This is a genomic window from Priestia sp. FSL R5-0597, from assembly GCF_038006305.1.
Classification (GTDB): Bacteria; Bacillota; Bacilli; order Bacillales; family Bacillaceae_H; genus Priestia; species Priestia zanthoxyli.
Genome location: NZ_JBBOUZ010000001.1, coordinates 4,478,116 through 4,504,968, shown reverse-complemented (window position 1 = coordinate 4,504,968; position 26,853 = coordinate 4,478,116). Strand labels below are relative to the sequence as shown.

General features: G+C 38.9%; 24 protein-coding genes, 1 tRNA gene and 1 other annotated feature. Of the genes, 24 read left to right on the top strand and 1 reads right to left on the bottom strand.

Features of this window, described 5'->3' with window-relative positions:
• Nucleotides 1-6: 6 nt before the first annotated feature.
• On the top strand, nucleotides 7-561 hold the full coding sequence (gene ssuE / locus MKX72_RS23785) for an NADPH-dependent FMN reductase (protein WP_028411747.1): 555 nt from the start codon (nucleotides 7-9) through the stop codon (nucleotides 559-561).
• Nucleotides 558-1,682, top strand: coding sequence for an FMNH2-dependent alkanesulfonate monooxygenase (gene ssuD, locus MKX72_RS23780; RefSeq protein ID WP_033579638.1), 1,125 nt, complete (start codon nucleotides 558-560; stop codon nucleotides 1,680-1,682). Before ssuE ends, ssuD begins: the two co-directional genes overlap by 4 nt.
• A 66-nt stretch (nucleotides 1,683-1,748) precedes the next feature.
• Here the strand turns inward: ssuD and MKX72_RS23775 are convergent, their stop codons facing one another.
• On the bottom strand, nucleotides 1,749-1,955 hold the full coding sequence (locus MKX72_RS23775; protein ID WP_013059387.1) for a hypothetical protein: 207 nt from the start codon (nucleotides 1,953-1,955) through the stop codon (nucleotides 1,749-1,751).
• A 238-nt stretch (nucleotides 1,956-2,193) separates the two neighbouring features.
• Between MKX72_RS23775 and MKX72_RS23770 the strand changes: the two genes are divergently transcribed.
• From MKX72_RS23770 to lonB, 22 genes are all read left to right on the top strand, one after another.
• Complete coding sequence (locus MKX72_RS23770) at nucleotides 2,194-4,212, top strand: penicillin-binding transpeptidase domain-containing protein (RefSeq protein WP_047749796.1); 2,019 nt, start codon at nucleotides 2,194-2,196, stop codon at nucleotides 4,210-4,212.
• Nucleotides 4,213-4,654: 442 nt separating this feature from the next.
• Nucleotides 4,655-5,287 (top strand): DUF47 domain-containing protein, encoded by a 633-nt coding sequence (locus tag MKX72_RS23765; RefSeq protein ID WP_029711160.1) that lies wholly within the window; start codon nucleotides 4,655-4,657, stop codon nucleotides 5,285-5,287.
• A gap of 15 nt (nucleotides 5,288-5,302) precedes the next feature.
• Nucleotides 5,303-6,301, top strand: coding sequence for an inorganic phosphate transporter (locus MKX72_RS23760; RefSeq protein WP_028411744.1), 999 nt, complete (start codon nucleotides 5,303-5,305; stop codon nucleotides 6,299-6,301).
• A 113-nt stretch (nucleotides 6,302-6,414) separates the two neighbouring features.
• Nucleotides 6,415-7,029, top strand: coding sequence for a PH domain-containing protein (locus tag MKX72_RS23755; RefSeq protein ID WP_013059383.1), 615 nt, complete (start codon nucleotides 6,415-6,417; stop codon nucleotides 7,027-7,029).
• 186 nt (nucleotides 7,030-7,215) lie between these two features.
• Entirely contained in the window at nucleotides 7,216-7,659 is a 444-nt protein-coding gene (locus MKX72_RS23750) for a MarR family winged helix-turn-helix transcriptional regulator (RefSeq protein ID WP_013059382.1), read from the top strand.
• A 10-nt stretch (nucleotides 7,660-7,669) separates the two neighbouring features.
• Nucleotides 7,670-8,464 carry a glutamate racemase gene (racE, locus tag MKX72_RS23745; protein ID WP_049166239.1) on the top strand — a complete coding sequence of 265 codons (795 nt, stop codon included), beginning with the start codon at nucleotides 7,670-7,672 and terminating at the stop codon, nucleotides 8,462-8,464.
• A gap of 113 nt (nucleotides 8,465-8,577) precedes the next feature.
• Nucleotides 8,578-9,663 carry a GerMN domain-containing protein gene (locus MKX72_RS23740; protein ID WP_033579640.1) on the top strand — a complete coding sequence of 362 codons (1,086 nt, stop codon included), beginning with the start codon at nucleotides 8,578-8,580 and terminating at the stop codon, nucleotides 9,661-9,663.
• A gap of 134 nt (nucleotides 9,664-9,797) precedes the next feature.
• Nucleotides 9,798-10,544 (top strand): ribonuclease PH, encoded by a 747-nt coding sequence (gene rph, locus MKX72_RS23735; protein ID WP_033579641.1) that lies wholly within the window; start codon nucleotides 9,798-9,800, stop codon nucleotides 10,542-10,544.
• A gap of 9 nt (nucleotides 10,545-10,553) precedes the next feature.
• Nucleotides 10,554-11,147 carry an XTP/dITP diphosphatase gene (locus tag MKX72_RS23730; protein WP_028411740.1) on the top strand — a complete coding sequence of 198 codons (594 nt, stop codon included), beginning with the start codon at nucleotides 10,554-10,556 and terminating at the stop codon, nucleotides 11,145-11,147.
• A 15-nt stretch (nucleotides 11,148-11,162) separates the two neighbouring features.
• Nucleotides 11,163-11,675, top strand: a complete 513-nt coding sequence (locus MKX72_RS23725; RefSeq protein WP_028411739.1) for a metallophosphoesterase — start codon at nucleotides 11,163-11,165, stop codon at nucleotides 11,673-11,675.
• 125 nt (nucleotides 11,676-11,800) lie between these two features.
• Nucleotides 11,801-11,874: transfer RNA gene (locus MKX72_RS23720), tRNA-Arg, on the top strand.
• Between the two features lie 329 nt (nucleotides 11,875-12,203).
• Nucleotides 12,204-12,457 (top strand) — a binding site (T-box leader).
• A 68-nt stretch (nucleotides 12,458-12,525) separates the two neighbouring features.
• Complete coding sequence (ilvB, locus tag MKX72_RS23715; RefSeq protein WP_205689536.1) at nucleotides 12,526-14,253, top strand: acetolactate synthase large subunit; 1,728 nt, start codon at nucleotides 12,526-12,528, stop codon at nucleotides 14,251-14,253.
• Nucleotides 14,250-14,762 carry an acetolactate synthase small subunit gene (gene ilvN, locus MKX72_RS23710; RefSeq protein ID WP_013059375.1) on the top strand — a complete coding sequence of 171 codons (513 nt, stop codon included), beginning with the start codon at nucleotides 14,250-14,252 and terminating at the stop codon, nucleotides 14,760-14,762. Before ilvB ends, ilvN begins: the two co-directional genes overlap by 4 nt.
• A gap of 64 nt (nucleotides 14,763-14,826) precedes the next feature.
• The gene (gene ilvC / locus MKX72_RS23705; protein WP_028411737.1) at nucleotides 14,827-15,852 is read left to right on the top strand and encodes a ketol-acid reductoisomerase; all 1,026 of its coding nucleotides are present in this window, start codon (nucleotides 14,827-14,829) and stop codon (nucleotides 15,850-15,852) included.
• Nucleotides 15,839-17,374, top strand: coding sequence for a 2-isopropylmalate synthase (locus tag MKX72_RS23700; RefSeq protein ID WP_013085140.1), 1,536 nt, complete (start codon nucleotides 15,839-15,841; stop codon nucleotides 17,372-17,374). Before ilvC ends, MKX72_RS23700 begins: the two co-directional genes overlap by 14 nt.
• Before the next feature lie 19 nt (nucleotides 17,375-17,393).
• Nucleotides 17,394-18,503 (top strand): 3-isopropylmalate dehydrogenase, encoded by a 1,110-nt coding sequence (gene leuB, locus MKX72_RS23695; RefSeq protein ID WP_155007628.1) that lies wholly within the window; start codon nucleotides 17,394-17,396, stop codon nucleotides 18,501-18,503.
• Nucleotides 18,504-18,561: 58 nt separating this feature from the next.
• On the top strand, nucleotides 18,562-19,977 hold the full coding sequence (leuC, locus tag MKX72_RS23690; RefSeq protein WP_028411735.1) for a 3-isopropylmalate dehydratase large subunit: 1,416 nt from the start codon (nucleotides 18,562-18,564) through the stop codon (nucleotides 19,975-19,977).
• Between the two features lie 14 nt (nucleotides 19,978-19,991).
• Nucleotides 19,992-20,582 (top strand): 3-isopropylmalate dehydratase small subunit, encoded by a 591-nt coding sequence (gene leuD / locus MKX72_RS23685; RefSeq protein WP_028411734.1) that lies wholly within the window; start codon nucleotides 19,992-19,994, stop codon nucleotides 20,580-20,582.
• A 101-nt stretch (nucleotides 20,583-20,683) separates the two neighbouring features.
• Complete coding sequence (locus MKX72_RS23680) at nucleotides 20,684-21,685, top strand: tetratricopeptide repeat protein (RefSeq protein WP_033579642.1); 1,002 nt, start codon at nucleotides 20,684-20,686, stop codon at nucleotides 21,683-21,685.
• A gap of 221 nt (nucleotides 21,686-21,906) precedes the next feature.
• A complete protein-coding gene (gene tig, locus MKX72_RS23675) occupies nucleotides 21,907-23,193 on the top strand; it encodes a trigger factor (RefSeq protein WP_016765666.1) in 1,287 nt (428 codons plus the stop codon).
• 384 nt (nucleotides 23,194-23,577) lie between these two features.
• Entirely contained in the window at nucleotides 23,578-24,843 is a 1,266-nt protein-coding gene (clpX, locus tag MKX72_RS23670) for an ATP-dependent protease ATP-binding subunit ClpX (protein ID WP_013059367.1), read from the top strand.
• A gap of 152 nt (nucleotides 24,844-24,995) precedes the next feature.
• Nucleotides 24,996-26,663, top strand: coding sequence for an ATP-dependent protease LonB (gene lonB / locus MKX72_RS23665; protein WP_028411731.1), 1,668 nt, complete (start codon nucleotides 24,996-24,998; stop codon nucleotides 26,661-26,663).
• Nucleotides 26,664-26,853 lie beyond the last annotated feature (190 nt).

Genomic DNA, 26,853 nt, shown 5'->3' with positions numbered 1-26,853 from the left:
ATGATAATGAGTCAGTTTACAATTATTACGGGAAGCCCTTCAAAACAATCAAGGTCAGCTGCTTTAAGTGAGTATATTGCAGCATATCTGCAAAATGAAAAACATGAAGTAAAAACCGTGCATGTCCGCGATCTACCAGCTGAAGACTTACTATATGCTAACTTTTCTAGCCCTGCGATTCAAGAAGCTCAAAAGAAAGTGGCAGATGCTGATGCCGTTATTATTGTCAGCCCAATCTATAAAGCTAGCTACACAGGAATCTTAAAAACATTTTTAGATTTAATACCTGAAAAAGGTTTGCACAATAAAACCGTGCTGCCGATAGCTACAGGGGGAACCATTGCTCATCTACTGGCTCTTGATTATGTATTTAAGCCGACATTATCCGTTTTAGGAGCTACTGCTCTTATTCATGGAGTTTATATTGTTGATTCTGAGGTGGCCTATACGAAAGAAAATGAAATTGAGTTTATTGCGGAAGAAGCAGAAGCGAGAATTAAACGTTCATTAAAAGAGCTTGAATATCATCTAGAACAAACGAAAAGGAGTGTTGAATCATGAAAATGTTATGGTTTATTCCTTCCCATGGAGATGGAAGATATCTAGGGACAAATCGAGGAGGTCGTTCAGCAGACTATTCATATTTTCGGCAAGTTGCTCAAGCAGCTGACCGGTTAGGATTTGAAGGAGTTCTGATTCCAACGGGGAAATCATGCGAAGACCCGTGGCTATTGGCTGCTTCACTTATACCTGAAACAGAGCGTTTGAAATTTTTAGTAGCTGTACGTCCGGGCATTATGGCTCCTTCCGTGGCAGCGCGCATGACTTCGACTCTTGATCGAATTTCAAACGGTCGTTTACTAGTTAACGTAGTAGCAGGAGGAGATCCAGCAGAATTAGCCGGAGACGGCCTTTTCTTATCACATGATGAACGTTATGAAGCTGCGGATGAATTTTTAGATGTGTGGAAAGGGTTATTGGCTGGAGATACGGTTAATTATGAAGGAAAACATATTCATGTAGAGAACAGTGAGCTGTTGTATCCACCTGTTCAAAAACCTTCTCCACCTATTTATTTTGGCGGATCTTCACCCGCAGGACAAAAAGTTGCAGCAAAACATTCTGACGTGTATTTAACGTGGGGAGAGCCTCCTGAACAAGTAAGAGAAAAAATAACGGCTGTGAGAAAGCAAGCAGAAGCAGAAGGCAGAACCGTTAAGTTTGGGATTCGTTTGCATATTATTGTACGGGAAACGGAAGAAGAAGCTTGGGAAGCAGCCGATCGATTAATTCAGCATTTGGACGACGACACAATTCAAGCTGCACAGCGTACTTTTGCAAGGTATGACTCAGTTGGGCAGCAGCGAATGGCGAGCCTTCATAGAGGAACCCGAGAGGAACTTACGATTAGCCCTAACTTATGGGCAGGTGTGGGGCTCGTCCGGGGAGGTGCAGGAACTGCCCTGGTAGGCAGTGCTGAAAATATAGCGAAACGAATAAAAGAATATGAAGCTTTAGGAATTGAATCTTTTATTTTATCAGGCTATCCGCATTTAGAAGAAGCTTATCACGTAGGAGAGTTATTGTTCCCGCTTTTAAATATTGATGAGGGTGAAGGAAAGAGTGAAAGCATCGGTGAGATTATTGCAAACGATAGGTTTCCAAAAGCTTCAACCTCGTAAAAGAAGAACCGGTGAATTTTTCACCGGTTCTTCTTTTACATTCATCTCAGCCGAGAGACGAGTCCGTTAAATTGTTGGTTTTGGTTTTTCAGGTGCAGCTTGTTTATCTTTTCGACTTTCTTGAATATATACTTTAAAGAGAAAAATATTTAAACAGCCCAGTGTGAGGAATAACGGTGCAAAATAATATTCTTGAGACATAAGTAGGACGAAAACGCTTCCAAAACAGAACAGAGAACTAAACATAAAGTAAAACTGTAAGAATCTTCTCATTTTAGTCGCCTCCTATTCTTTTTCTTCTTACACTTATTATATCAAATACTTTCCAAAAAAGACACAAAATATTCACAAAATGTTCAATTTTTTTCTTAATTACCTATTGATTTTTTTGTCGATATGTAAATTAAGTGGGTTGTAATACCAATTAATTCCTGGGTGTAACTTTCTGATGGAAAGTTTATGTAAAATTTTATATGATAGAAATGGTATTGAAAAAAGGGGGAAAATCATCATGAGACGAATTGGGTGGCTATTTTTTACTATGGCAATTCTCTTACTCATAACTGCCGGTTGCTCAAATGATCAACAGAAAGCACAGGATCGATTTGATAAATATGTAGCCATGTGGAATAAAGAAGATTTTGAAGGTATGTATGGATACTTGTCTAAAGATGCTAAAAAGACGATTTCAGAAAAAGACTTTGTAAATCGATATAAAAATATCTATGATGCAATTGAAGCGGACAAGCTTAAAGTGAAGGCAAGTAAAATAGAAGACTTAGAAATAAAAGACCATAAAGCTGTTTTACCTTTTGAAGTAAACATGAACTCTGTAGCCGGTGAAATCTCATTTAAAGAAAATGCTGCTGTGGTTCAAGAAAAACAAGGGGATACAGAGAATTGGTATATTAATTGGAAGCCTAATATGATTTTTAAAGGACTTGAGCAAGGAGAGCAAGTAAGAGTAGCTACTCAGTCAGCTGTGCGTGGAGAAATTATGGATCGTTCAGGGAAATATTTAGCTCAAAACGGAGAAGCGATTCAAGTTGGAGTTGTTCCCCAGCAGTTTTCTAAAGGCGGCGAGCAAGCGATACGACAATTAAGCAAGACTCTTGCTCTTTCAGAAAAAAGTATTAATCAAGCACTGAGCGCTTCTTGGGTGAAAGAGAATCAATTTGTTCCTATTAAAACAGTTAGTCAAAAAGACGCCTCTAATTTAGAGAATTCTTTGAAAAAAGTAGAAGGCATTCAACAAAAAAAGGTGAATGCGCGCGTATATCCTTGTGAAGAAGCGTGTGCTCATTTAGTTGGATACGTTGCGCCTGTCACAGCTGAATATTTAAAAGAGCATAAAGATGAAGGTTATAATGCTCAGTCTAAAGCTGGAATGATTGGCTTAGAGTCTTTGTATGAAGATAAGCTTCGTGCTCGAGACGGCGTCACGATTTATACTGTAGATAAAGATGGTAATAAAAAGAATGAAATTGCAAAAGTGAATCCAAAAGACGGGGAAAGCATTCAGGTTACGGTAGACACGAATGTTCAAAAATCCCTTTATGAACAGTTAAAAGATGAAAAAGGAGTAGCTACTGCTCTTCAACCTAAAACGGGAGAAATATTAGGTCTTGTAAGCACGCCAGCTTTTGATCCGAATTCTTTTTCTTTTGGAATCGATGCTAATACGTATCAATCCCTTTCAACGAATCCTAATAAGCCGTTAATGAATCGTTTTACCAAAACGTATTCTCCGGGATCTACATTTAAGTTAGTCACCGGAGCTTTAGCGGTTGATGAAGACGTGCTAAATCCAAATGAAAGTATATCAATCAGCGGGAAGAAATGGCAGAAAGATAAAAGCTGGGGAAATTTCTACGTAACACGAGTGGGCAGCAAACCGAATGTTAATTTACGTGATGCTTATGTTACATCTGATAATATTTATTTTGCGCAGACTGCTTTGAAGCTAGGTTTAGACAAATTTAACAGTGGTTTAAAACAGTTTGGGTTTAATCAAAAATTGCCTGTTAATTATCCTTTTGAAACGTCTAAAATTGCAGGTGATCAAGATATTAAAGATGAGGGAGTATTAGCAAACTCTGGCTATGGCCAGGGGAAACTGCAAGTGAATCCTCTCCACTTGGCATTGATGTATACATCGATTGTAAACGATGGAAATATAGTAAAGCCTATTCTTATGAACGGTGATGAGAGTGGAATATGGAAAAAACAAGTAATATCTAAAGAAACGGCGCAATTAATTCAAAATGATTTAGTTGATGTCATTGAAGATAAAAACGGTACGGGTCATGCAGCAAAGATAGATGGGTTAACCTTGGCTGGAAAAACGGGAACAGCAGAGCTAAAGAAAACTCAAGGTGAAAAAGGGCAGGAAAACGGATGGTTTGTAGCTGTGGACACAAAACAGAAAAACTTACTCGTTTCAATGATGGTTGAAGGGGTAGAGGATAAAGGCGGAAGTCATTACGTCGTGCCGAAAGTAAAAAATGTATTTCAGCAATATAATAAGTAAATAATAAAAGCCAGTTCTAAAAGAGCTGGCTTTTATTATTTACACAAGGGGAGTAATGTTAAGTTTTTGTAAATCCCAATTTTATACAAACTCTGAAAACCCTTATTTTAAAAGGAATCAACGTATTATTGTTAATGTATTGTAAAGAAGCCTAAAAAAATGTGTTTGAAAAGTTATTGACAATTAACAATAATAGGAGTAATTTTTGACTTGGCGTAAAAAAATGAATCGCATAACCTATAGGTAAAAGAACCACATTTTGGGACTTTTGCTCTGGTAAACGTTTGTTTTTTTAGAATTTTTTGATACACAAGAGAGGTGGTTTCTCTCGTTATAGTAATGAACAGCTAGGTTTTATCCATTACTTTAAATGAAAAAAGAAACTAGAACACATATAAAAAGATAGAGAGAAAAAACGAGTGGTAAAGTTTCGATAAATTGGATGGAGGATTGCAACGTGATCAAAAGAAAAAAAGACAAGTTTTCTGAAATGTTAATGGACATTGCCCAAAATATTAAGGACTCAGCGGAGTTTTTAGGCAGCTTTGAACTTCAAAATGTATCTGACCTAAAGGAATTTGCCAACGTTTTAAAAGCGTATGAATCAAAAGGTGATAAATACGTGCATACAGTGATTACTGAGTTGAACAAAGCATTTATTACTCCAATTGAGCGTGAAGATATTTTACAGCTAGCGATGAGCATGGATGATGTACTTGATGGCATCGACAGCTTTGCTGCTTTAATGGAAATTCATTCAATTACGACATTTGATGAATATGTAGCTGAATTTGTTAAAAATATTCAAGGCTGTGCTGAAGAAATTTTAATTACTATTAATTTGTTGTCTGAGAAAAAGCTTCTTCAAATTAGTGAGCATGCAATTAAAATTAAAGAGTATGAGTCACATTGTGATACATTATATCGTCGTGCACTAAAACAATTATTTGCAACATGTAAAGATCCAATTAAAGTTATTCAATATAAAGAAATTTATGAAACGCTAGAAGAAATCGCGGATTATTGTCAAACGGTTGCGAACAACTTAGAATCAGTTATTATGAAGAATGCGTAACGGGGCTATAGTATAATGGATTCAATGCTAATATTAACCATTCTAATTGTAGTTGGTGCACTTGGTTTTGACTTTATCAACGGATTTCACGATACAGCTAATGCCATTGCGACTTCTGTTTCAACCAAAGCTTTAAAACCGCGACATGCAATTCTTTTAGCCGCAACCATGAACTTTGTCGGGGCTATGACGTTTACGGGCGTAGCCAAAACGATTACAAAGGATATCGTTGATCCTTATACGCTTCAAAATGGTTCTGTCGTTATTTTAGCAGCATTAATTTCTGCTATCGCGTGGAACCTAATCACATGGTATTTCGGTATCCCGAGTAGTTCTTCTCATGCAATTATTGGATCGATTGCAGGAGCAGCTATTGCAGCTGCTGGATTTGGTGCTTTAAATTACAAAGGTTTCATCAAAATCATCGAAGCCCTTCTAATTTCACCAGTTCTAGCCTTTGTAGTAGGTTATATTGTCTATACGATTATCAAGCTAACGTTTAAAAACCATAACTTGACGAAAACGAATAAGCGTTTTCGCCGCGTTCAAATCCTGACTGCAGCTCTACAATCTTACACACACGGTACGAATGATGCGCAAAAAGCAATGGGTATCATTACGCTAGCGCTTATTGCTAACAATATGCAAAGCGGTACTGAGATTCAGTGGTGGGTACAGCTGGCTTGTGCGGTCGCAATGGGGCTTGGAACGTCAATTGGTGGATGGAAAATCATTAAAACCGTTGGCGGTAAAATTATGAAAATTCGTCCTGTTAATGGAGTAGCTGCGGACTTAACGGGTGCTGCCATTATCTTTGGAGCAACGTTTATTCATCTACCTGTCAGTACTACTCATGTTATTTCATCTTCTATCTTAGGTGTAGGTTCTGCTCACCGAGTGAAAGGTGTAAAATGGGGAACTGCACAGCGCATGGTGATTACATGGGTTATCACATTGCCAATTTCAGCTTCATTAGCTGCACTTATCTATATGATTTTAAATTTGTTCTTTTAATAAATGGGGAGCTTCTTTTAAAGAAGCTCCTTTTTTTATTTACATCCCCTCATTTGCACAGTACACTTAAAACATGAAAATAACACAATCGTTTTTAAAAGGGAGATGGGGAAATGTTTGGAAAAGTAGCTGCTGATGTATTGGGGCTAAGTGATATTGGTTCTGTTATTAAGCCAGTTGATTATGACAAGGTAGATGCAGACGATTACGTTATGCATGAAGAACAAGAAAAAATTTATTTTCTAATCAAATCAAAGTCAGATGAATATTGCTTTACCAATAAAGCGCTCATTCACCTTGATGGAACAAGTGCTACAAGTAAAAAGCGAATGCTTCGCCGCTATAACTACAGCACAAATCACATTTCAAACGTAATGCTAGAAACGGCTGGAACTGTCGATTTAGATGTGGAAATTAAATTTAAAATTGGCTCGGAAACTTTTTCTATCGATGTACACAAAAAGCATATAGAAGAGGTAAAAGATTTATATAAAGCGCTGTTTAAAATGTCTGAAATAACGCGTGAAAATGAAATTGCGCTCGATTTTGCTAAACAAAGCATTCAGCTAGCTTCTTCTACGCTAAGCAGTACAAGAAATACAAGTGGAAGTGTTGCTGGTGAATTTAAAGAAATTAACGAAGCCGCGTTTTCTTGGTTATTAGATAAAAAAACAGCCTACACAACAAAAGATTTCAGCTCAGTTTTCGAGCTGTATATCAATAATTAATAGAAACAGCTGCTCCTTTTATGGAGCAGCTGTTTTTTAATGCTGAACGTTGTAGAATCCTCATGTTAACCTTGAAAAATCACCGAAAAAAGAGCACAATATAAAATAGAAAAGAGAAACAATAGAGACGGGTTTAACTGAAAGAAATAATAGAAAATAAGACTTATAGGTGGAAAGGATTACGGTATGACAGCAAAAAATAATGAGGATACAGTGGCAGAATTAGAAAAGTCACTTCGACATATTGCAGCTATTGTGAAGCAAAAAGGAAGAGAAATTTTAGAAGACTATACGATTACGCCACCTCAGTTTATTGCTTTGCAGTGGCTGTTTGAACGTGGAGATATGACGATTGGCGATTTATCAAATCGGATTTTTCTCGCTTGTAGTACAACGACAGATTTAGTAGATCGTATGGAAAAAAATAAGTTGGTGGTTCGGGTCAAAGATCCGAAAGACCGCCGCGTAGTGCGTATTCATTTGCTTCCTGAAGGAGCACGTGTTATCGAAGAAGTAATTGAAAAGCGACAAACGTATTTAAATGGCGTACTGGCAAACTTCTCTCCTAGTGAAACAGAAGTTTTACGAGTAACGTTACGAAAATTACATGATGAAATGAAAGAAAAATGAGGCGATTGTTTTGAGTAGACCAATTGGTGTTATAGATTCAGGTGTGGGCGGATTAACGGTAGCAAAGGAAATTATGAGACAGCTTCCGAAAGAACAAATTATGTACATTGGAGATACAGCCCGCTGCCCATACGGTCCTCGTCCCAGTGAAGAAGTACGAGCTTTCACATGGGAGATGACTAATTATTTAGTAGATAAAGATATTAAAATGCTTGTTATTGCGTGCAACACGGCTACGGCAGTTGTACTAGATGAAATTCAAGAACAGCTCGATATTCCGGTTATAGGCGTCATTGAACCAGGATCACGAGCTGCGCTTAAAGTAACTAAAAATCATAAAATAGGCGTAATCGGCACAAACGGAACCGTTAAAAGCCAAGCCTATACACATGCACTCCGCGCTCTTCATACGAGAGTGGAAGTGGAAAATTTAGCATGCCCTTTGTTTGTACCTCTTGTAGAGAGCGGTAATTATGAAGGACCGGAAGCGCAGCGAATTGTAAAAGAAACATTAAAACCTTTTTATCATACAGATATGGATACCCTTATTTTAGGATGTACGCATTATCCGTTATTAAAGCCAGTTATTCAAGAAGCAATTGGGCCTCGAGTTCAGTTAATCAGTTCTGGTGAAGAAACGGCAATAGAGGTAAGTGCCATTCTTTCTTATAGCAATTTACTAGCTCCTAGAAGCATGGAGCCCGAACACTACTTCTATACAACAGGCTCAATAGAACTGTTTCAATCTATTGCATCTAAATGGTTTGAACACCCTGTATATAATGTTGAGCATATCAAGCTTTAAAACCGAGCATATTAAGCTCGGTTTTTTTTGTGGCCAAAAACTTGTTTGAGCTGGTCTAAAATGCAAATAAGCTCGTATACATAGTAGTACAAACAGTCTGAGGAGGGAAAGGAATGTCCAAAAAGACCAAATTTGTTCTCATATCCGCCGTGGTGACCACATCTGTGTTGTTATCCGGCTGTGGACTTTTCGGAGGGGATAACGCAGCAAAAGAAATTGATCCGCCAAAGGATGTCACCTATGTGAAAGATGAAAAATCATTAGCGACTGAAGCGAAAGTAACGGAAGCTAATAAAAAACAAAGTAAAGCGGCAGAAACATCTGCGCCTACCAAAAGAGAAATTTACTTAATTGATAAAAACGGGTACGTTGTTCCCCAGACGCTTGAAATTCCTAAATCAAAAGGTGTCGCTAAACAGTCTCTTGAATATTTAGTAGAGGGTGGACCAGTCACAAACTTATTGCCAAATAATTTCCGAGCGGTTCTTCCTGCTGATACAAGAGTTTTAGGGACAAAGCTGGAAAGTGACGGCACGATGGTAGCAGATTTTTCACCTGAATTTGCTGAATATAAAAAAGAAGATGAACTCCGTATCCTGCAGGCCGTAACGTGGACGCTGACGCAGTTTGAAGGCGTAAATAAAGTTAAAATTCGCATTAACGGCTATGATAAAGATGAGATGCCTGTAAATCATACACCAATCAGTAAAGGGTTGAGCAGAGCAGATGGTATTAACTTTGATAATACTGGAGTAGTTGACGTAACCCAAACGAAGCCAGTTACGATCTATTACTTAGCTCAAGAGGGCAAACAAACTTACTATGTTCCTGTTACAAAACGAATTGCTTCTGATGACAAAGATATGTACACTGCAATTGTGAACGAGCTTGTAGAAGGACCTGCGCCTGCATCAGGTTTAGTGACAGATTTTAATCCTGATGCAAAGCTCGTAGCAGCTCCAAAGTATGCGGACGGTCAGTTAACGCTGAACTTTAATAAAAACATCTTTGGAAATTTAAAAGGAACGGAAATTTCTCAGTATGTTCTCGACTCCTTGGTGTTATCGCTGACGGAACAAAAAGCCGTAGACAGCGTTGCCATTAAGGTGAATGGCAAAAAAACGCTAAAAGATGAAAAAGGGAAAAAGCTAACGGAGCCAGTTTCAAGACCTAAAAATGTGAACACAGGTAGTTTTTAAAAACAAATTTTTGTTATACTAGTAAAGGACTAAGTAGAAAGAGGTCTGCTGAAATAGCGACCTCTTTCCGCTGTTTTATAGTTAAAATGGAAGAAGCTATTACATATAAATGAATTAATAGGAGGACATGCTTAATGCGTTTGGACGGTAGGGAATTTAATGAATTGAGACCTGTATCTCTTCATACTTCATACTTAAAGCATCCAGAAGGATCTGTATTAATCTCGGTGGGAGACACAAAGGTTATTTGTACAGCAAGCATAGACGACAGAGTGCCTCCTTTTATGCGTGGACAAGGAAAAGGATGGATTACAGCTGAATATTCTATGCTGCCTCGAGCTACGGCACAAAGAAATATACGCGAATCAACAAAAGGTAAAGTCACAGGACGAACAATGGAAATTCAGCGTCTGATCGGACGAGCTCTTCGTTCTGTAGTCGACCTGGAAAAGGTCGGAGAAAAAACCATTTGGATTGATTGTGATGTTATTCAAGCAGATGGCGGAACAAGAACAGCATCGATTACAGGTGCATTTGTGGCTATGGTTTTAGCGTTTGGAAAGCTGGTTGAAGAGAACAAGCTGACAGAAATTCCTATTCGTGACTATTTAGCTGCGACTTCAGTAGGTATCCATGGAGAAAATTCGATTTTAGATTTAAATTATGAAGAAGATTCGACAGCGGAAGTTGACATGAATATTGTGATGACAGGAAGCGGACAGTTTGTAGAATTACAGGGAACGGGAGAGGAATCGACGTTTTCGAGAGAACAGTTAAACCATCTTCTGGATTTAGGGGAAAAGGGTGTTTATCAATTGATTGAACAGCAAAAGGAAGTTCTTGATCATCTGGCTGCTTACATTCCGGTTAAAGAAAGGTAAGGGATTAACGTGCGTGAAATCATTATTGCAACTAAAAATGCAGGCAAAGTAAAGGATTTTGAAACACTATTCTCACCGAAGGGATTTAAAGTAACATCGCTTCTTGATTTTCCTGAAATTGAGGACGTGGAAGAAACGGGCGTTACATTTGCAGAGAACGCCACGCTAAAGGCAGAAACCATTTCATCAGCATTAAATAAGCCGGTTATTGCCGATGATTCTGGGCTTGCTATTGATGCCTTAAACGGAGAGCCAGGCGTTTATTCCGCGCGTTATGCTGGTGAAAATAAAGATGATAATGCTAATATAGAGAAGGTACTTCAAAAATTACATGACGTGCCGTTTGAAAAGCGCACGGCACGTTTTCATTGTACGCTTGCTATTGCAGTGCCTGGAAAGAGAACAGAGCTTGTAGAAGGCACGTGTGAAGGGCGCATCTTGGAAGAAAAAAGAGGCGAGAACGGCTTTGGATACGATCCTATTTTCTTTGTAGAAAAATGGAACTGCTCCATGGCAGAATTGTCTAAAGAACAAAAAAATCAAATTAGTCACCGAGCAAATGCGTTAGAAAAACTAGCACCGCTAATTGATGCGCAATTTTAGAAGGAGTGATGACGTGTGAAACTATTAATTGTAAGCGATAGCCACGGGTTACAAGAAGAACTGCTCACTATCAGAGAAAGACATGCTGATGTAGATAAGATGATTCATTGTGGTGACTCTGAGCTGCCACAAGACAGCAAAGAAATGTCTTCGTTTTTAGGCGTTCGAGGAAATTGTGATTATGATGCATCTTACGTCAATGATCGAGTAGAGTCACTTGGAGAAGCCACGTGTCTGGTTACACACGGTCACTTATATAATGTTAAAATGTCTATGATGAATCTGCATTACAAAGCGAGAGAAGTGGGGGCAAACGTTGTTTGTTTTGGGCATTCTCACATAGCGGGAGCTGAGCTCATGGACGGAGTTTTATTTATCAATCCAGGAAGTATGTTACTTCCTCGTATGAGAAAAGAACGTACGTATGCTATACTAGTAATGGATGGTACAGAAGCTACCGTGCAGTTTTACGATATAAGCGGTAAACATATTCCTAGCATGCAGTTAACCTGTACACTTTCAGCATAATATAGCCAAATATAGGGAGAAGAGAAGGTTTTTTACCTCTCTTCTCATAAAATTTCAAAAAAACGTTGACTTTTAAATTATATTTGAATATAATAAGTATTGTCTTTGATACAGTTTAACATTATGTCCCAGTAGCTCAGCAGGATAGAGCAACGGCCTTCTAAGCCGTCGGTCGGGAGTTCGAATCTCTCCTGGGACGTCTAGAAAAAAATCCCGGTTTTTACTTTTTAGTAAAAGCCGGGATTTTTTTATTTATCTTAAAAGTGAATGTTTGTTCATTCAGTGTGTACAAATGAACGTTTCAGAAAAACTTTTTGAGTGGCTATAAACCCTTATTGCATCAATAATGAAAACGCATTCAAGTATTCTGTTTAGTCTAAATTGTCTAAAAAAATCTTGAAAAGTGGTTGACTATGCATAGAAATGGGCGTAAGATAGTCCTCAAATATAAGTTTTCTAAAAATTTTAATTAATTGTAATTAATTTAAAATATGATGTGTAAAGCATTGTTCAAAAAGCATATAGCGTTTTAAAACGTTGAAGAGGATAAGTAGTTTTGATGTTTAGGTATCAACAGAGAGTCGGGTTGCTGGAAGCCGGCGTTACCAAGTCAAAATGAACTCACCTCAGAGTGTCACCCTGAAATTCAGTAAGGGCGACCGAGTGTACTTCCAAAGCACTCGTTATCAAAAAGAATGTACAGTATACATTCATAAGGTAATCATTACGATTACAAACGAGGGTGGTACCGCGTAAAGTACAAAAGACTTTTCGCCCCTTGACCTATATCATTTGATAGGGTCTATTTAGGGGTGAGAAGTCTTTTTTCTTTTATCTAGAAAACGAAAGGATGAGAAAAGTGGGAGCCAATATGCAAACGAAAGAACCTGTAAGCGCTGGGGCACAAATGAATGGAGCTGACATGTTGATTGAATCTCTAAGAAGAGAAAACGTTGACGTCATCTTCGGTTACCCAGGGGGAGCCGTTTTACCGATTTACGATAAGCTATACGGTTCAGGAATGTTTCACGTACTTGCTCGTCACGAACAAGGTGGAATTCACGCAGCAGAAGGGTACGCAAGAATTTCAGGTAAACCCGGTGTAGTTATCGCAACAAGTGGTCCTGGTGCAACAAATATCGTAACAGGTTTGGCAGATGCGATGATTGACTCACTTCCTTTAGTTGTTTTTACTGGTCAAGTAGCTTCAAGTGTAATTGGTTCTGACGCGTTCCAAGAAGCAGATGTATTAGGAATCACAATGCCAATTACAAAACATAGCTATCAAGTACGCAATATCAGCGACATGCCGAGAATCATCAAAGAGGCATTTCATATTGCGACAACAGGAAGACCTGGTCCAGTCTTAATCGACATTCCAAAAGATATGGCACAGGGTGATGGAACATTTAATTACGAAGGAGAAATTGATTTACCTGGCTATCAGCCAACTTATTTTCCAAATCAGCTGCAGGTTAAAAAGTTAACAGACGCAGTAGCAGCTGCAAAGAAACCTGTTATTCTAGCAGGTGCGGGAGTATTATTGAGTAAAGGTTCAGAAGAATTAAAAAATTATGCTGAGCGTCAAAATATTCCGGTCATTAATACGCTTTTAGGGTTAGGTTGTTTTCCTGCAGATCATCCGCTTCATTTAGGAATGGCTGGCATGCACGGAACGTACACAGCAAACATGGCAATTTATGAGAGTGATCTTCTCATTAGTATCGGGGCGCGCTTTGATGACCGAGTAACAGGTAACTTAAAGCATTTTGCACCAAATGCAAAAATTGCTCACATTGACATCGACCCAGCGGAAATTGGAAAGAATGTTCCAACCAAGATTCCAATTGTTGGAGATGCAAAAGAAGTATTAAAGCAATTGCTTCTGCAAGAAGGAGAAGTTGGAGATTATACGAAATGGCATGAGAAATTAGCGGCGTGGAAACAAGAATATCCATTATGGTATCAGAACTCAGCGGACGTGTTGAAACCACAAAAAGTAGTTGAGTTGCTTCACAAATATACAAATGGAGATGCCGTTGTTACAACGGACGTTGGGCAACATCAGATGTGGGTAGCTCAATACTACACATTTAATAATCCAGATCGATGGGTAACTTCAGGTGGCCTTGGCACCATGGGTTTTGGATTACCTTCTGCAATCGGCGCTCAGCTGGCAAATAAAGATAAAACAGTTGTAGCAGTCGTTGGTGACGGTGGATTTCAAATGACGCTTCAAGAATTAGGGGTTATTAGAGAATTAAACTTACCTGTTAAAGTGGTTGTGCTTAACAATCAGTCGCTTGGAATGGTTCGTCAGTGGCAGGAAATCTTCTATGAAGAACGCTACTCGCACTCTTTAATTCCGAATCAGCCTAATTTAATGAAGCTTGCAGAAGCCTATGATATCAAAGGTTTACAAGCTTCTACTGAAGAAGAAGCGCATGCGGCTCTGAAAGAAGCAATGGAAACAGATGGACCTGTTTTACTAAACTTCTTTGTCGCACCTAAAGAAAACGTATATCCAATGGTTGCACCTGGAAAAGGATTACATGAAATGGTAGGGGTGAAACCATGAAGCGAATCATTACAGCAACTGTATTAAACCGTGCGGGCGTTTTAAATCGCGTAACGGGGTTATTTACAAAAAGAAATTTCAATATTGAGAGTATTTCGGTAGGACACACTGAATCTGAAGATGTATCACGCATGACGTTTGTCGTAAACGTAGAGCATGACAATGCTGCTGAACAAGTGATTAAGCAGTTAAACAAGCAGATTGACGTGTTGAAAGTTCAAGATATTACGGATCAAGCCGTGGTGTCAAGAGAGCTTGCTTTAATGAAAGTAGCATCTACACCTGCGAGCCGTAACGAACTTTATGCAGTAATTGAGCCTTTCCGTGCAACCATCATTGATGTAAGCCGCGACAGCTTAATTATTCAAGTAACAGGTGAATCCAGCAAGATTGAAGCGATGATTGATTTACTTCAGCCTTATGGATTAAAAGAAGTAACGCGCACAGGGACAGTAGCTGTTCCGCGCGGTACGCAAAAAGCAGCAGCCAAACTTTCATCAATCATTTAATTCTAGCTAGTTACTAAAAAAGTAAACTATATAAAACTATATAAACTAAGAGGAGAGATTTATTATGACAAAGGTATATTACAACGGAGATGCAAAGGATCAATTATTACAAGGTAAAACAGTAGCAATCGTAGGTTATGGTTCACAAGGTCACGCTCACGCACAAAACTTACGCGACAGCGGAGTAAACGTGGTAGTAGGATTACGTAAAGGTAAATCATGGGATCAAGCAGAACAAGACGGCTTCACTGTATTATCTGTAAAAGAAGCAGTTCAACAAGCAGAAGTAGTAATGGTATTACTTCCAGATGAGCATCAGCCAAAAGTTTATAACGAAGAAATTCTTCCAGGATTAAAACCAGGAAAATCTTTAGTATTTGCTCACGGTTTTAACATTCACTTTAATCAAATCGTAGCACCTGAATTCGTTGACGTATTCTTAGTAGCTCCAAAAGGTCCTGGTCACCTTGTAAGAAGAACGTATGAAGAAGGAGCTGGCGTACCGGCGTTATTCGCAGTATTCCAAGACGTAACTGGCGAAGCAAAAGACGTAGCATTAGCTTATGCTAAAGCAATTGGCTCAGCTCGTGCGGGTGTATTAGAAACAACGTTTAAAGAAGAAACAGAAACAGATCTTTTCGGTGAGCAAGCAGTACTTTGCGGCGGTTTAACTTCATTAGTTAAAGCTGGTTTTGAAACGCTTGTAGAAGCTGGCTACCAACCGGAAGTTGCATATTTTGAGTGTTTACACGAATTAAAATTAATTGTTGACCTTATGTATGAAGGCGGAATGGAAGGCATGCGTTATTCAATCTCTGATACAGCTCAATGGGGTGACTTCGTTTCAGGACCACGCGTTGTAGATGAGCGTTCAAAAGAACAAATGAAAAAAGTGCTTGAAGATATCCAAACAGGTAAATTTGCAAAAGGCTGGATCCTAGAAAACCAAGCAAATCGTCCAGAATTTACAGCTATCAATAACCGTGAAAACGAACATTTAATTGAAAAAGTTGGCGCTCAATTACGTGAAATGATGCCATTTGTTAAAAAACAAAAGAAAGAAGCGGTGATCGCTAGTGCAAAAAATTAAACTATTTGACACGACGCTACGCGATGGTGAACAGTCACCTGGAGTCAATTTGAACCTACAAGAAAAGCTTGAAATTGCTAAGCAGTTAGAGCGATTAGGTATCGACATTATTGAAGCCGGATTTCCAGCTTCTTCAAAAGGTGATTTTCAATCCGTAAAAGAAATTGCGTCTATTGTCAAAAATTCTTCTGTAACAGGCCTTGCAAGGTCTGTTACAAAAGATATTGACATTGCATGGGAAGCGTTAAAAGAAAGTGCAGAACCAAGACTGCATGTTTTTATCGCTACTTCCGAAATTCATATGCAGCATAAATTGAAAAAAACACCTGATGAAGTACTTGAAACAGCAGTGGAAATGGTGAAATACGCAAGTGAAAAATTCCCGGTTGTTCAATGGTCTGCTGAAGATGCATGTCGCACAGATTTACCGTTTTTAGCTAGAATTGTAGAAGCTGTTATCGATGCTGGTGCAAAAGTCGTTAATATTCCAGATACGGTAGGATTTATCACGCCTGGTGACTATCAATCCGTATTTAATTACTTAAAAGAACATGTATCAAATATTCATAAGGTCGATTTGTCAGCTCACTGCCACGATGACTTAGGGCTAGCTGTTGCTAATTCAATGGCTGCTATTGAAGCAGGAGCTACTCAAATTGAAGGAACGATTAACGGAATCGGAGAACGTGCAGGTAACGCTGCTCTTGAAGAAGTAGCACTTGCGCTTCATGTCCGTCAAGACTTCTATCAAGCGAGCACAGGTTTGATCTTGCCCGAAATCAAGCGTACGAGTGACATTATCAGTAAGCTTACCGGAATGAATATTGCGCCAAATAAAGCAATTGTCGGAAAAAATGCTTTTGCTCATGAATCAGGTATTCACCAAGATGGCGTCTTAAAAAATCCGTTAACATATGAGATTATTTCCCCAGAACTTGTGGGTGTTAAACAAAATCCGATTGTGCTGGGTAAACACTCAGGCCGTCATGCGTTCCGTACACGCTTAGTAGAGCTTGGGTTCACATTGGAAGATACAGAAGCAAACGTGCTTTTTGAGAAGTTTAAAGACTTAGCAGATAAGAAAAAAGACATTACCGACGATGATTTATTGGCATTAGTCATTCAAAAGCAAGTTAGCAAAGACAGTGAATATAAGCTTGAAAGTCTGCAAGTTCAGTATGGTACGAACAATATTCCTACGGCTACGATTACGCTTCGCAAAGAAAACGGCGAAGAGATTCAAGAAGCAGCTACGGGATCTGGAAGCGTGGAAGCTATCTATAATACGCTGCAGCGCTGTGTTGAGCAAGATGTCAAACTATTAGACTATCGTATTCAGTCTATTAACGGCGGTCCGGATGCACTGGCTGAAGTATTTGTGAAGGTTGAAAGCGAAGGAACTGAAGCAAGCGGACGCGGAGTAGCATTTGACGTATTAGAATCGTCAGCGAAAGCCTATTTAAATGCCATTAATCGATTAATCGCTATTCAGCAGCATCGTACAAAGCAAGAAGTAATGTGAACTGAAGGGAGAGACCACCATGACAAAAAAAGTCGCTGTATTACCAGGTGACGGCGTAGGAACAGAAGTAACCAAAGGCGCTGTTGCCGTTTTAAAAGCAATTGGAGAGCGCTTTGATCATCAATTCGAGTTTACGTATGGATTAATTGGCGGAGCTGCAATTGATGAGGCTGGCACACCTCTTCCAGAAAGTACAATTGAGATTTGTAAGCAGGCGGATGCCGTCTTACTTGGATCCGTTGGAGGGCCAAAATGGGATCGTAACCCTTCACATTTGCGACCAGAAAAAGGTTTGCTAGCTATTCGAAAAGAATTGGATTTATATGCTAACCTTCGTCCAGTGACGTTTTATGATAGCTTAGCAGATGCCTCTCCTTTGAAAAAAGAATACATTGAAGGTGTTGACTTCGTTATCGTTCGTGAGCTAACAGGGGGCTTATATTTTGGTCAGCCTAGCGAGCGTCGAACAGAAGGAAATGAAGAGACAGTTGTCGACACGTTATTTTATAAGCGTACAGAAATAGAAAGGATTATTCGCCAAGCGTTTGAAACGGCTGTAAATCGACGTAAAAAGGTAACGTCGGTTGATAAAGCGAATGTGCTTGAGTCTAGTCGAGTGTGGCGTGAAGTAGCTGAAGAAGTAGCAAAAGACTACCCGGATGTAGAGCTTGAGCATATGCTTGTAGATTCAGCTGCTATGCAGTTAATTCGTAATCCGAAATATTTTGATGTAGTGGTAACTGAAAATATGTTTGGTGATATTTTGAGTGATGAGGCTTCTATGCTGACAGGATCGTTAGGGATGCTTCCATCTGCGAGTTTAACGGTTGATGGTCCATCTTTATACGAACCGGTTCACGGTTCTGCACCAGACATTGCTGGACAAAACAAAGCTAATCCGATTGCTGCTATTTTATCTGCAGCAATGTTGCTTAGACATTCATTTGGATTAGAAACAGAAGCAGCGGTGATTGAACAAGCGGTTGAAAGTGTATTACATGCAGGTCATCGAACAGCTGACTTAGCAGACGGTAATCATTATTTAGGTACCGATAAAATGGTGGATGCAATAACTGCGGTTATTGCCAACGATTCTGCCATTTCAAGCATTATGACAGCTTACAGTTAATCATGCGTTTCTCACGTTTTGTGAGAAACGTTTTTCATAATCAGAAAGGAGGAGCAGTATGAAACCAAAAACAATTATTGATAAGCTTTGGGAACAACATGTTGTACGTCGAGAAGAGGGGAAGCCGGACTTATTATATATCGATCTTCATCTTATTCATGAAGTAACGTCTCCTCAAGCATTCGAAGGTCTTCGCGTGGCAAATCGTCAAGTGAAGCGTCCGGACTTAACGTTTGCTACAATGGATCACAATATTCCAACGGTTGACCGTTTTAATATTAAAGATCCGATTGCAAAGAAACAAGTAGACAAACTATCTGAAAACTGTCATGAGTTTGGCGTGAAGCTTTTAGATTTAACAAGCGAAGAGCAAGGAATTGTGCATATCATTGGACCGGAATTAGGATTGACGCAGCCTGGAAAAACCATTGTGTGCGGAGATAGCCATACATCTACTCACGGTGCATTTGGAGCGCTTGCTTTTGGTATAGGAACGAGTGAGGTAGAACATGTTTTAGCAACGCAAACGCTATGGCAAGCGAAACCAAAAACGCTACAAGTGAAAGTAAATGGCAAAAAACAGCCTGGTGTTTATGCTAAGGACATTGTGTTAGCAATTATTCAAAAATTCGGCGTGAATTTTGGAACGGGTTCAATCGTAGAATTTACGGGCGAATGTATTCGCGATCTTTCAATGGAAGAGCGCATGACTATTTGTAATATGTCTATTGAAGCCGGTGCAAAAGCTGGTTTAATCAGTCCAGATGATGTTACTTTCTCTTATATTAAAGGGCGTCAGTATGCTCCTAAAGGAGAACAGTTTGAAAAAGCAGTGGAAGCTTGGGCAGCTTTAGCAACAGATGAAGGTGCAACATACGATGAAACGCTAGAAATTGATGCAGATACAATTGAGCCTGTTGTAACATGGGGAACAAACCCGGCGATGAGTTCTTATGTTAGCAAGCAAGTTCCTACATTAGAAGAGTGTACAACAGAAGCTGAGAAAAAGTCTTTGTCACGAGCACTTGAGTATATGGGCTTACAGCCCGGCATGGCAATAGAAGAGATCCCAGTTCAGCATGTATTTATCGGTTCATGTACAAATGCTCGTTTGTCTGATCTTCGTGACGTGGCAGCCTTTATTAAAGGAAAGAAAGTGTCACCAGATGTGCGAGCGATGATTGTACCAGGTTCTCAAAAAGTAAAGCGAGTGGCTGAAGAAGAAGGGTTATCTGCTATTTTTATTGAAGCAGGCTTTGAATGGAGAGACTCGGGCTGCAGCATGTGTCTAGGCATGAACTCTGACTTAGTTCCACAAGGCGAACACTGTGCGTCCACTTCTAATCGAAACTTTGAAGGACGTCAAGGAAAAGGTGCCAGAACGCATTTAGTAAGCCCGGTAATGGCAGCAGCGGCAGCGGTATATGGACATTTTGTTGATGTACGCAAACTACAAGAACAAGCGGTGCGATAAGGAGGAGAACACAGATGAATGCTTTTACAATCCATACAGGAAAAGTAGCAGGTCTCGACCGAGCAAACGTAGATACTGATCAAATTATCCCAAAGCAATTTTTGAAAAGAATTGAGCGTACTGGCTTTGGCCAATTTCTCTTTTTTGATTGGCGATATAATGAAGATGAAACGTTAAATGAAACGTTTGAACTAAATCAGCCTCAAAATCAAGGAGCAACAATTCTTGTAGCTGACGAGAACTTCGGGTGTGGTTCGTCACGTGAACACGCTCCATGGGCGCTTTTAGACTATGGGTTCCGTGCCATTATCGCACCGTCATTTGCGGATATTTTTAAACAAAACTGTCTAAAAAATGGTATTTTACCTATTGTTTTACCAAAAGAAGATGTTTCCTATTTAATGAAAGAGTCTCAAAGTGCTTCTTACGCCTGTACAATCGATCTTCATCAGCAAAAAATTACCGATGAAGCAGGTTTTGAACGTACGTTTGAGATCAATGGCCATTGGAAATATATGCTTGTTAACGGATATGATGAAATTGGCTATACGCTTTCTTTTGAAGACGACATTTCTGCTTATGAAGCAAAAACGGTAAGATATTAACCAAAAATCGAGCAAAATGATGATTTTGCTCGATTTTTTTGCGTTCCGTTAATTCAATTGCTAAACTGTAAAGCAAATGGACCGCGAAGTGGGGAGAAAACATGTCGAATGAACAACAAAACAAAATTGTAGCTTTTCCTCTATTAAAAGAACGGTTGGTTGAAAAAGCTACAGAACATATGCAGCACAAGCAATTTCAAGAAGCACTTCCTTTATTTGAGCAGGCCTACGAACTTGATAATAAGCATCATGAAATTTTGCTTGGCCTTGTTATTTGTCACGTGGAGCTCGGTGATGCAGGCATAGCTAAGGAATTATGTGAGCAAATGCTGAAAGAAGATATTGGCGATTATTATCATAATTTGCAAATGTACCTCATGGTGTTAATTCAGCTTGGTCATTATCATGAAGGATATGTCACTCTACAAGCAGTTATTCAAGAACACAAACTCCCTTCTGAACATGCTGAACAGCTTTATCAGCTATTGGAGTTCTGCAAAAATAGAATGAATCAAGAACAAGTCATAGAAGAACAAACAGAAGAAGAACAGATAGAGCAGTTTAAATCATTCACAGCTCTAGACAATATTCAAGATCAGCTTGAATGGGTTCATTCATTAAAAACAAAGAGAATTGAAAAGCAGCGCTTCTTTCTGGAACAGCTATTTTCATCTGAAGCTATTCACCCTATCGTAAAAACAGTCGCTTTAAAAACAGTCATGGAAGAAGAAGTAGACATTGATTTTATGATTAGTAAGTTTGGAGAGACGAAAAAAGTAAATGCGCTTCAGCTTCAACGAACAACACCGTATTTGTTTGCCGAGCAAGTAGAAGCGCAGCTGACGGAAAAGCTGGAGCATGAAAATCCTACATTGCTGCAGGTTGCCGTTGAAATATGGCAGCGTCATTTATTTATAACATTTCCGTTTTTACCGGGTGATAATGTAAAACTTTGGACAGAAGCGGTGTATGCTGTTAGTCTGATGATGCAAGGAGAAGAGTCAGATGCAGCTGTAGCAGAGGAAGACGGAAGTTTCTCCGCAGCTGAATTACGAAAGGCAATTAAAGAGCTAAAAGAAATTGAAGAAATTTCTTTTATATAAAATGTGGTGTTTAGTTGAAACGTCATTGTTGTATGTTATAATATAATGGTTGTAAAATGCACTTAAATACGTATAGTAGAATTTCATCTTTACATTACATTCCTACTTACTTTAAAGTAGTAGGGAGTTAAATAGATAATGATTGAGGTTTGAACTGATAGGCTATCTGCATTATCTAATTTAGAAATCACTACTTAAAATGATTTTGGAGGGAAACATTCATGTCTGCAAAATGGGAAAAACAAGAAGGAAATCAAGGCGTTTTAACAGTAGAAGTTGAAGCTGCTGAGTTTGATAAAGCCTTAGATAAAGCATTCACAAAAGTTGTAAAACAAGTAAACGTACCAGGGTTCCGTAAAGGTAAAATGCCTCGTCCACTTTTCGAAAAACGTTTTGGCGTAGAATCTTTATACCAAGATGCACTAGACATCTTATTACCTGAAGCTTACAGCAATGCAATTGTTGAAGCTGGTATCGAGCCGGTTGATCGTCCAGAAATCGATGTTGAAACAATCGAAAAAGGACAACCTCTAGTTTTCACTGCTAAAGTAACTGTTAAGCCTGAAGTTAAATTAGGCGAATACAAAAACTTAGAAGTAGAAAAAGTAGATACAACTGTAACAGATGAAGACGTTGAAGCTGAATTAAAAACACTTCAAGAGCGTCACGCTGAACTAGTTGTTAAAGAAGAAGGAACAGTAGCTGAAGGCGATACAGCTGTAATCGACTTTGAAGGTTTCGTTGATGGCGAAGCATTTGAAGGCGGAAAAGGCGAAAACTATTCTTTAGAAATCGGTTCTAACACATTCATCCCTGGCTTTGAAGAGCAACTAGTTGGTCTTGAAGTAGGCGCTGAAAAAGAAGTGGAAGTAACATTCCCTGAAGAGTATCACGCTGAAGAGCTAGCTGGTAAAGCTGCTAAATTCAAAGTGAAATTACACGAAATCAAATCTAAAGAGCTTCCAGCTTTAGACGATGAGTTTGCAAAAGACGTAGATGAAGAAGTAGAAACTTTAGAAGCGTTAAAAGCAAAAACAAAAGAAAAATTACAAAGCGATAAAGAAAACCAAGCAGAATCAGCTCTTCGCGACACTTTAGTAGAAAAAGCTGCTGAAAATGCTGAAGTAGAAATTCCAGAAGCAATGTTCAACACTGAAATGGATCGTATGATGCAAGAGTTTGAACAACGTTTACAAATGCAAGGTCTTAACCTTGAACTTTACTTCCAATTCTCAGGTCAAGATGAAAAAGCTCTTCGCGACCAAATGCGTCCGGATGCTGAAAAGCGTGTGAAAATCAACTTAACGCTAGAAGCTATTTCAAAAGCTGAAAATCTTGAAGTAAGCGAAGAAGAAGTAGAAAAAGAATTAGAAAACATGGCAGGAATGTACAACATGCCTGTCGAAGAAATTAAGAAAGTGCTTGGCAGTCTTGATAGCATTAAAGAAGACATGAAAGTACGTAAAGCAGTTGAATTTCTTGTAGAAAACAGCAAAGCTGTTGCATAATAGTAAGTAAGAAACAAGGCGCGACTTGATCGTGCCTTGTTTTATAAACTTCAATAGTTTTTTTATATCATAACCAACACCGTAGAAGCAGCTTTAACCCATTGTTTGAAATCCGTGGTTATGAAATAGGCCCAATAAGAGGACACTATATAATAGCAGATCTTCATTCTGTTATGCTCATCAACAACATATACATAAAACGTTTTAGTATCTATTCAAGAAAATGTATGGTAAAATGCAATACAAATCTTTTCATAGCGCTTTTACTATGTGATAAAGAGGGGCATTTACCTACAAATAGATGAGTTGTTCATGTTGTTGGGCTATAGCGCGGATAGAAATCAGCTTCGAGCACTTTAGTAAATACTACAAGGGGTGAAAATTATGTTTAAATTTAACGATGAAAAAGGGCAGTTAAAATGCTCATTTTGTGGTAAAACACAAGAACAAGTACGCAAGTTAGTTGCGGGTCCAGGTGTTTACATATGCGATGAATGTATTGAACTTTGCACGGAAATCGTAGAAGAAGAGTTAGGTACAGAAGAAGAAGTAGAATTTAAAGATGTACCAAAACCAAAAGAAATTCGTGACATTTTAGATGAGTATGTAATTGGTCAAGAGGATGCGAAAAAATCGTTATCTGTTGCAGTATACAACCATTACAAACGAATCAATTCAAACAGTAAAATTGATGACGTTGAGTTATCAAAAAGTAATATTGCATTAATTGGACCTACAGGAAGCGGTAAAACTTTACTAGCTCAAACATTGGCTCGTATTTTAAACGTACCGTTTGCGATTGCAGATGCAACATCTCTAACAGAAGCGGGTTATGTAGGAGAAGATGTTGAAAACATCTTATTAAAATTAATTCAATCAGCTGATTACGATGTGGAGAAAGCTGAAAAAGGTATCATCTACATCGATGAAATTGATAAAGTAGCGCGTAAGTCTGAAAACCCATCTATTACACGTGATGTATCAGGTGAAGGTGTGCAGCAGGCTCTTCTTAAAATCTTAGAAGGTACTGTAGCAAGTGTTCCTCCTCAAGGTGGACGCAAACACCCTCATCAAGAATTTATTCAAATTGATACAACAAATATCTTATTTATTTGCGGTGGTGCGTTTGACGGAATCGAACCTATTATTAAGCGCCGTCTAGGTAAAAAAGTAATTGGTTTCGGTTCAGAAACAAAACAACAAGACTTTACAGAAAAAGAGTTACTAGCAAAAGTATTACCGGAAGATTTATTAAAATTTGGTTTAATTCCAGAGTTTATTGGTCGTTTACCGGTTACTGCTAGCTTAGTGCCTCTTGATGAAGAAGCGCTAGTTGAGATTTTAACAAAACCGAAAAATGCACTAGTGAAACAATATCAAAAAATGCTTGAACTTGATGACGTTGAACTTGAGTTCGAAGACGAGGCTTTAGTAGAAATTTCTAAAAAAGCAATCGAGCGTAAAACAGGTGCTCGTGGTCTACGTTCAATCATTGAAGGTATTATGTTAGATGTAATGTTTGATCTTCCTTCACGTGATGATATTACAAAATGTATTATCACAGGTGAAACAGTTCGTGATCAAGCGGCTCCTAAGTTCGTATTAGAAGACGGATCTACTATTCAAGAAGGCAGCAAAACATCAGCATAAAAAAAGCCGGGTACTCAATTTGAGTACCCGGCTTTTTTCTGTTGATGAAGGACAACTAAATTTTACTTTTTACTAGAATCTTGTTTATTCCTACTGCTGCAGGGAGATAATAACTGATAATTATCTTACTAAACTGCGCAGGAGGTTTATCTATGAACTGGACGAATATTGCCTTAATGGTCCAACTCTTTTTTGGTATCATCATTGGCTTATATTTTTGGAATTTATTACGCAATCAGCGTACGCAAAAAGTCTCAATTGACCGGGATTCAAAGAAAGAAATGGAGCAACTGCAGAAGATGAGAGCCATCTCTTTAACTGAGCCGCTTGCCGAACGTGTGAGGCCGTCTAGCTTCTCCGATATTGTCGGACAAGAAGATGGAATTCGGTCACTAAAGGCTGCCCTTTGCGGTCCTAATCCACAGCACGTTATTGTATACGGGCCGCCTGGAGTAGGAAAAACAGCAGCAGCACGTTTAGTGTTAGAAGAAGCAAAGAAAAATAAAAAATCACCTTTTAAACAAGCAGCTGTATTTGTAGAGTTAGATGCAACTACGGCGCGTTTTGATGAGCGAGGCATTGCAGATCCTTTAATTGGATCAGTGCATGACCCCATTTACCAAGGCGCAGGCGCTATGGGCCAAGCTGGAATTCCGCAGCCAAAACAAGGAGCAGTTACAGATGCACACGGGGGAATTTTATTTATTGATGAAATTGGAGAACTCCATCCTATTCAGATGAATAAGCTGTTAAAGGTTCTAGAAGATCGAAAAGTGTTTATGGAAAGCGCCTATTACAGCGAAGAAAATACACAAATTCCAACACATATTCACGATATTTTTCAAAATGGTTTACCAGCCGACTTTCGCTTGATTGGTGCGACGACTAGAACGCCTAATGAAATTCCGCCTGCCATTCGTTCCAGATGCGTAGAGGTATTTTTCCGTGAGCTTGATCGCGACGAAATTATTACAGTTGCAAAAAAAGCAGCAAATAAAGTCAGAATGGATATATCAGAAGAAGGTTTATCTCTGTTTTCTACATATGCACGCAATGGACGTGAAACGGTTAATATGATGCAAATTGCGGCTGGACTAGCGATATCAGAGGAACGAACGGACATTAAAAATGAAGATATTGAATGGATTGTTCATTCTAGTCAACTATCTCCAAGACACGATCCGAAAATTGCAGATGAGGAAAAAGTGGGGCTTATTAATGGATTAGCCGTGTACGGGCCCAACTCTGGAGCACTTTTAGAAATTGAGGTCAAAGCGATTCCTGCAAAAGAGAAAGGGAACATTATTATTACGGGTATCGTTGAAGAGGAAAGTATAGGGACTCAAGGGAAGTCTATTCGTCGTAAAAGTATGGCTAAAAGCTCAATTGAAAATGTCATAACGGTTCTTCGCTCAATGGATGTGCCAGCCGATGAGTATGATATCCACGTGAATTTTCCGGGAGGTGTGCCAATCGATGGACCTTCTGCTGGTATTGCTATGGCAACAGGGATCTACTCAGCAATTTATGAAGTCCCAATCAAACACACGGTAGCAATGACAGGAGAAATTGGTCTGCACGGCAACGTAAAGCCAATTGGCGGCGTAATTCCAAAAATCAAGGCAGCAAAACAAGCAGGCGTTCAGACGGTGATTGTGCCAAAAGAAAATATGAATGCAATGGTAGAAAAGGTAAAAGGTATCGATATTATTCCTGTCCATCATTTAACAGAGGTGTTTGAACAAGCACTATTGTCTGTACATGAGCATGTTGCACATTTGTCGGTAGATCCAGCTATTCCAAATAGAGAATCTAGCTAATTCTATCATGATAATTAAAAATTAATGGTCAGATGAATATTCATCGCCTTTTTCGCGTATAAAACCTTTATACACAGCCAACGAAAAAGGCGTTTTTTTATGAAAAGAGCTTAAAAAGATATATTTTGCCTTTTAATTCTTTCTCATGATACAATTAGTAATTACTATTGTTAGACAATGTGTATACAAA

Bases quoted from the DNA above. Each gene is read 5' to 3' on its own strand.
- ssuE (WP_028411747.1), top strand. From the start codon at position 7: ATGAGTCAGTTTACAATTATTACGGGAAGCCCTTCAAAACAATCAAGG.
- ssuD (WP_033579638.1), top strand. From the start codon at position 558: ATGAAAATGTTATGGTTTATTCCTTCCCATGGAGATGGAAGATATCTA.
- MKX72_RS23775 (WP_013059387.1), bottom strand. From the start codon at position 1,955: ATGAGAAGATTCTTACAGTTTTACTTTATGTTTAGTTCTCTGTTCTGT.
- MKX72_RS23770 (WP_047749796.1), top strand. From the start codon at position 2,194: ATGAGACGAATTGGGTGGCTATTTTTTACTATGGCAATTCTCTTACTC.
- MKX72_RS23765 (WP_029711160.1), top strand. From the start codon at position 4,655: ATGGAGGATTGCAACGTGATCAAAAGAAAAAAAGACAAGTTTTCTGAA.
- MKX72_RS23760 (WP_028411744.1), top strand. From the start codon at position 5,303: ATGGATTCAATGCTAATATTAACCATTCTAATTGTAGTTGGTGCACTT.
- MKX72_RS23755 (WP_013059383.1), top strand. From the start codon at position 6,415: ATGTTTGGAAAAGTAGCTGCTGATGTATTGGGGCTAAGTGATATTGGT.
- MKX72_RS23750 (WP_013059382.1), top strand. From the start codon at position 7,216: ATGACAGCAAAAAATAATGAGGATACAGTGGCAGAATTAGAAAAGTCA.
- MKX72_RS23740 (WP_033579640.1), top strand. From the start codon at position 8,578: ATGTCCAAAAAGACCAAATTTGTTCTCATATCCGCCGTGGTGACCACA.
- rph (WP_033579641.1), top strand. From the start codon at position 9,798: ATGCGTTTGGACGGTAGGGAATTTAATGAATTGAGACCTGTATCTCTT.
- ilvB (WP_205689536.1), top strand. From the start codon at position 12,526: ATGAGAAAAGTGGGAGCCAATATGCAAACGAAAGAACCTGTAAGCGCT.
- ilvN (WP_013059375.1), top strand. From the start codon at position 14,250: ATGAAGCGAATCATTACAGCAACTGTATTAAACCGTGCGGGCGTTTTA.
- ilvC (WP_028411737.1), top strand. From the start codon at position 14,827: ATGACAAAGGTATATTACAACGGAGATGCAAAGGATCAATTATTACAA.
- leuB (WP_155007628.1), top strand. From the start codon at position 17,394: ATGACAAAAAAAGTCGCTGTATTACCAGGTGACGGCGTAGGAACAGAA.
- leuC (WP_028411735.1), top strand. From the start codon at position 18,562: ATGAAACCAAAAACAATTATTGATAAGCTTTGGGAACAACATGTTGTA.
- leuD (WP_028411734.1), top strand. From the start codon at position 19,992: ATGAATGCTTTTACAATCCATACAGGAAAAGTAGCAGGTCTCGACCGA.
- MKX72_RS23680 (WP_033579642.1), top strand. From the start codon at position 20,684: ATGTCGAATGAACAACAAAACAAAATTGTAGCTTTTCCTCTATTAAAA.
- tig (WP_016765666.1), top strand. From the start codon at position 21,907: ATGTCTGCAAAATGGGAAAAACAAGAAGGAAATCAAGGCGTTTTAACA.
- clpX (WP_013059367.1), top strand. From the start codon at position 23,578: ATGTTTAAATTTAACGATGAAAAAGGGCAGTTAAAATGCTCATTTTGT.
- lonB (WP_028411731.1), top strand. From the start codon at position 24,996: ATGAACTGGACGAATATTGCCTTAATGGTCCAACTCTTTTTTGGTATC.